General features: G+C 46.2%; 7 protein-coding genes and 1 pseudogene. 6 read left to right on the top strand and 2 right to left on the bottom strand.

Annotated elements, in window-relative coordinates:
- Window positions 1-671 (top strand): annotated as a pseudogene (locus tag ABY802_RS15585) (glycine dehydrogenase (aminomethyl-transferring)); the annotation flags it as partial.
- A gap of 191 nt (window positions 672-862) precedes the next feature.
- Window positions 863-1,255 carry a hypothetical protein gene (locus tag ABY802_RS15580; RefSeq protein WP_372628045.1) on the top strand — a complete coding sequence of 131 codons (393 nt, stop codon included), beginning with the start codon at window positions 863-865 and terminating at the stop codon, window positions 1,253-1,255.
- A gap of 79 nt (window positions 1,256-1,334) precedes the next feature.
- On the opposite strand, the gene ABY802_RS15575 is transcribed toward ABY802_RS15580, so the two are convergent.
- On the bottom strand, window positions 1,335-1,850 hold the full coding sequence (locus ABY802_RS15575; RefSeq protein WP_372628044.1) for a DUF4440 domain-containing protein: 516 nt from the start codon (window positions 1,848-1,850) through the stop codon (window positions 1,335-1,337).
- Window positions 1,851-2,061: 211 nt separating this feature from the next.
- Here ABY802_RS15575 and ABY802_RS15570 point away from each other — a divergent pair, with 211 nt between their 5' ends.
- From ABY802_RS15570 to ABY802_RS15555, 4 genes are read left to right on the top strand one after another with little or no spacing between them, the layout of a single operon-like run.
- On the top strand, window positions 2,062-3,549 hold the full coding sequence (locus tag ABY802_RS15570) for a serine hydrolase (RefSeq protein ID WP_372628043.1): 1,488 nt from the start codon (window positions 2,062-2,064) through the stop codon (window positions 3,547-3,549).
- Between the two features lie 6 nt (window positions 3,550-3,555).
- Window positions 3,556-3,948, top strand: a complete 393-nt coding sequence (locus ABY802_RS15565; RefSeq protein WP_372628042.1) for a DUF6249 domain-containing protein — start codon at window positions 3,556-3,558, stop codon at window positions 3,946-3,948.
- A gap of 9 nt (window positions 3,949-3,957) precedes the next feature.
- The gene (locus ABY802_RS15560) at window positions 3,958-4,500 is read left to right on the top strand and encodes an RNA polymerase sigma factor (protein WP_372628041.1); all 543 of its coding nucleotides are present in this window, start codon (window positions 3,958-3,960) and stop codon (window positions 4,498-4,500) included.
- On the top strand, window positions 4,494-4,709 hold the full coding sequence (locus ABY802_RS15555; RefSeq protein WP_372628040.1) for a hypothetical protein: 216 nt from the start codon (window positions 4,494-4,496) through the stop codon (window positions 4,707-4,709). The genes ABY802_RS15560 and ABY802_RS15555 overlap by 7 nt, the downstream gene beginning before the upstream one ends.
- A gap of 170 nt (window positions 4,710-4,879) precedes the next feature.
- Here the strand turns inward: ABY802_RS15555 and ABY802_RS15550 are convergent.
- Window positions 4,880-5,359 (bottom strand): hypothetical protein (locus ABY802_RS15550; protein WP_372628039.1); only part of this gene is annotated, 480 nt, incomplete at its 5' end.

Genomic DNA, 5,359 nt, shown 5'->3' with positions numbered 1-5,359 from the left:
CGTTGATCAAAATTGACGGTACCGGCGATAGCAATGGTGCAGTAGCGGCCGCACCGTTTGGTAGTGCAGGTATTCTGCCTATCAGCTGGATGTACATCGCCATGATGGGCGGCGAAGGCTTAAAGCAGGCCACCGAGTTTGCTATTTTAACCGCCAACTACGTGGCCAATAAGCTTAACCCGCACTTCCCGGTGCTGTACCGTGGCAGCAATGGCCGGGTAGCGCACGAATGTATTATCGATATTCGTCCGTTAAAAGAGGCCAGCGGTATTACCGAAATGGATATTGCCAAGCGCTTAATGGATTACGGCTATCACTCACCGACCATGAGCTTCCCGGTTGCGGGGACCTTAATGATTGAACCAACCGAATCTGAAAGTAAAGCCGAGCTGGACAAGTTTATCGAAGCGATGACTAGCATCCGCGCCGAGATTGCCAAGGTAGAAGCAGGCGAGTGGACCGTAGATAACAACCCACTGGCCTTCGCCCCGCACACCATGGCGGATATTCTCGACCCGGCATGGGATCGTGCCTACGAACGCACTTACGGTGCCTTCCCGGTAGCCTATGTGGCCGAGAACAAGTTCTGGCCGACCGTAACACGTATTGATGACGTATACGGCGACCGGAATTTAATGTGCTCATGCCCAAGCCCGGAAGCGTATCGGTAAGCGATTGAGAAAAAATATTGGCGTAAGCTAGTACTAAAAATAAAAACCCCGGCCTTTGTGCCGGGGTTTTTATGTCTGATAGACCGCTTTGTGTGGACTTGCTCGAACTTTGACGTTGTGCAATTTTATTCACGCTGTATGATGTGTAAACAGGTTGTTGTAAATAATTTTTAATGGACGTAGTTTAGGGCATGTATATAGACGTCGCGCATGGTAATTATACCCTTTCTGTCGATGGTAAAATTATTCACTGTGATTACTCACAAGGGTTTAATATCGAAGGTGTAAAGAAGCTCACCTATGATATTCTGGAATTGGCATCGGGCATGGAAGAATGGGGGCTTTTTCAAAACCCCGATGAGTCTGCAGGTATTGTCGATAATGCGATCAAAGAGATGATGTCAAGTTACGTCAAACTGCAAAACGCAGGTTGCAGGGCAGTTGCAATTGTTGAAAACAGTATCTTTGTGCATGCAGGGGTTCGATATCATCCAACAGAGTTAACGATTCCAATTCGAATAGATAAAGATGGTGAAATGCTGCAGACATGGTTGAAAACAGAACTACAGAAATCGCGTAAATGACATGTAAAACTGAAAAGCGTTTAACATTTATTTTTATACTGAAACGAAGGGGGAAGTCAGCTTCATACTCTGTTTTTACTTAGTTTGTACTTCGCTCACGTTCATCCATAGTGACTTTATCTCTGAGTAACCAGGTGCCGTTTTCTTTTGTGATGATATAGGTGGTGTTTATTCTTCGTGTTGGGGTTACCACGCCATTGATAATTTGTCCTTCTCTTTCATGATATTGATGCACAACCACCACATCAGATCTTAAAAATTTTATTTCAGGTTCACTTCTAACACTTACATTTGATGCAGCATAACCTGCGTTTGCGTGTAATTTTTGTTCAAAGCTGGTTATGCTGTCCTTGCCACGAAATACCCGGCCAAAGGCTTGTAACCAACGACCATCTTCCGACCATATTTTTTCCCTCTCCTCAAAATTTCCACTTTTTGATTGAATATCAATGATATTTTTAATGGCCAGGCTATCCTCTTCTGTTATTTGAAGTTGTTTCTGTGTGTTTGAAGTTACATTCGTTTCAGTTTTTTCCTCTTGTTGAGCACAGCCAAGCAAAATTACTGCGAGAAAAATAAAAATTATATTCTTCATATTTTATTAATGATTGCCAACTTATAGGTATGGGTGAGTATAGTAGAGGGAAAAGGGTGGTGCAGGCGCAGGCTTTGCTTTTTGCTAATCCAGCAAGGCAATAAACAAGACCTGCCCCTAAAGGCTCCAGCAACAAAATTTATTTTCTAATATTAAATCCAAATCAAATCCTGGGTGCATCTAAGTTTTAAACTAACTTACAGGATATGATATGACGCTTTTAAATACTGTTTCTCGGCACGTTTTTTTTGCTGTCGTACTGCTGGCAACAAGCCCTTTCGTTGCGGCAACCGATACCCGCATACAAGATATGAGCCTGCATGATGAATTAGCACAACAAGACGCTTTGTTTTTTCAGCGTGGCTTTAACGAGTGTGATATCGCTTATCTGGACGCAACTGTCAGCCCCGAGCTAAGGTTTTATCACGACAAAAGTGGTTTTCAGGATAAAGCCTTGTTTATGCAAAACACGCAAAAATATATTTGTGGTGATATGGCGAACAAGCCCATTCGCAAATTAGCTGCCGACAGTTTGAGTACCTTTCCTCTGCATCGTGACGGCATATTGTATGGTGCAGTGCAGCATGGGCAACATCAGTTTTATTTTCGCGAAGCGGGAAAACCTGACCAGCTAACCGGCACGGCACGGTTCACTTCGGTCTGGTTAAAGGCTGGAGACGATTGGCAACTTAGCGATGTACTCAGTTATGATCATCAGCCGGCTGAGGTCGTTAACAGCAATATTCAAGCGGCAGCTATTATCAGCTTGCTACAAAAAAATAATGTGCCCGCGCTGGGCCTGGGCATTATTGAGCATGGCAAACTGGTGTCCACTCAAGTATATGGCGAGCTGACGCCGGGTACTAAAGCACCGCAAAATACCCTGTTTAAAGTGGCATCGTTAACCAAACCAGTGGTAACCATGCTGACGCTGCGGCTGGTTAATGCAGGCAAACTTCAGCTTGATGAACCCCTTGCAGCCTACTGGGTTGACCCGGATCTTAAAACTGACCCAAAACATTTGTTGCTGACACCCCGAATTGTGCTGACGCACCAAACCGGCTTTGCCAACTGGCGTTATCTGGAAACAGACAACAGGTTACGTTTTCAGTTTAAGCCCGGCACGCAACATCAGTATTCCGGTGAAGGCTTTGAATATCTTCGCCGGGCGCTGGAGCATAAATTTGGCCAATCGCTGGAAGCCCTGGCACAGCAATATGTATTTGAACCGGCAGGTATGACCGATACCTATTTTTGGTGGTCACAAGGAGTGAATGAACACCGCTACGCCCGCAACCACGACAGCAACGGCAAGGCGTTTGAGACAGAGAGATACTACAAGGCAAATGCCGCCGCCAATTTGATCAGCACGGTAGACGATTACAGCAAATTTATGGTGTTTGTCATGGCGCAACAGCAAGCAATGCCGGCAGTGTACCAGGACATGCAAGCGCATCATGTCGGGATCGGGCCTCAACATTATTTCGGCTTGGGCTGGGAGATTTTCAGTGGTTTCCCGGGTGAGCAGTCGTTGCTGCTGCATAGCGGCCGTGATCCCGGCGTGTCCACCTTAGCTGTGTTTTCACCGCAAAGCCAAAACGGTTATGTTATTTTTATGAATGGCGATAATGCCACAGCGGTACTTGAACAACTTCTGCCGCAGCTGTACCTTGGTGCAGAACTTTGGCAACGAAATTAAATAAGTATGAATGGACAAGAATGGGCAGAGATTTTGGTGCCGCTTATCGTCTTCAGCGCGTTGGTCGCGCTGATGGGGTTAATACTGCTGTATAACTACAAGAAAAAACGCCTGTTTTTGCAGATGATAGAACGCTCATTACAACAACAGCTAACGTTGCCGCCAGAAACAATCCGCGAAGTGGCGCGGCACTTTTTCTCAGCAAACCGTGATACCCGTAAAGGTGTATTTTTGTTGGTGTTGTCAGCCAGCATTCTGGTGTTTTCCTACTTTGCCGATTTTCGTCAAAATGGCAATCTGGATTTAAACGATGCCTTAAACGGCATTGCCATCTTACCGGCGTTGTTAGGGCTGGCGTTTTTGCTGCTGGCCCGGCTTGATCGGCAACGGCTGTATTAAGACAATGCTGTGTCGCTAAAACAGGCCTCGGTTGAGCAACTGGTTGCCATAGTGCAGGTGTCCGGAGATACGGCAGCTTTTAATGAGCTGTTCAGCCGCTATGACAATAAATTGCGCGGTTTTTTGGCGTTTAAATCTGCCGAACAACGCCACGACATTGATGATTTGGTGCAAGAAACTTACGTTAAAGCCTTTTTAAATATTCAGCAGTTTCAGCAACAAGCGCAGTTTTCTACCTGGTTACTGCGGATTGCTATCAATGAAATGTTGCAGGCTAAACGCTCAGGTAATATTTTCTCTGCCCTTAAACAGCGTTGGTTCGCTGCAGAAGCCGGTACGCTTAGCCATACTGACAACACCGCCGCACAGCTGGATGCCGCTACGCTGATTGCTTCTTTATCAACCATTCAACAGCAAGTTTTTGTTTATGCCGAGTTCTATGGTTATTCGCAAACTGAAATTGCTGATAAAATGCAGATCCCGTTGGGTAGCGTAAAAACCTATATGATGCAGGCGCGAACGACGCTGGACAGGAGTAACGCTCAATGCTGAAACTGACATTAAAACAAAAAATCAGACTCTGGCTGCGGCAGTATCGCCGCAGCGTGGTTATAGCTCTGTTTTGCTTGCCCGCCCCGCTGCTGATGTTGGCTTACAACAGCCTGCTAAGCACTGAACGTACCCTGTTGCCGTTACTGACATTGACACAATTGGCGGCGGCTGCGTTGCTGGTTATCGTGGTACTTATTCTCAGCGACTAGATGCATCAGCACGGATCAAAAGAGTCGGGCTCATTTATTTGAGGTATAGGGGTCAGGCCTTGCCTTTAGTTATAGGGGTAAGGTCTTGCCTTTTGCCACTTTAGAAAGGCAAGAAACAAGAGCTAACCCCGCATCTTTTTAAAACTCAACGCTTAGGATAAATTACTGCTCTACCACGGCGTTATACCCCAGCTAACAAAGAGTACACTCAGTAACATCGCAGAAAGGCCCAACAGTACAAATCCTATTCGGGAACGTTTTCTAAGAGGGCTGTTTTTATGCGCTTTTAGCGTGAGCACAAGGATCGCTATACCAAATAGTCCTGCCAACAGCACCAGCAATGCACCAGCACCTGCGGGTGGGGCAAAACCAGCAATAAGACTGACTTCACTGATTTCAATGGCCGTTTGCACACCCAGCCCAATTAATCCGACACCCACCAGTAAAACAAGCGTTGTGATAAAAGCGATAAGCCTTGGTGTTACCGGGCCAAGGCCTGGCACGTCGGCATTGCTTGAGCTAAAGCGCCGGGTAATCGCACCCCAGGAAATCATGATGAAACCTAATAAGGAAATAATGATAGGTGTAGAGGCGAGTAAACCTGGGACAACCACGTTTTTTGGCTCATCCATCGCTCGTGCGGCCAGCTT

The organism is Arsukibacterium sp., assembly GCF_041616895.1.
In the GTDB taxonomy this organism is placed as follows: domain Bacteria; phylum Pseudomonadota; class Gammaproteobacteria; order Enterobacterales; family Alteromonadaceae; genus Alishewanella.
This window is presented reverse-complemented; position numbering and strand designations above follow the sequence as displayed.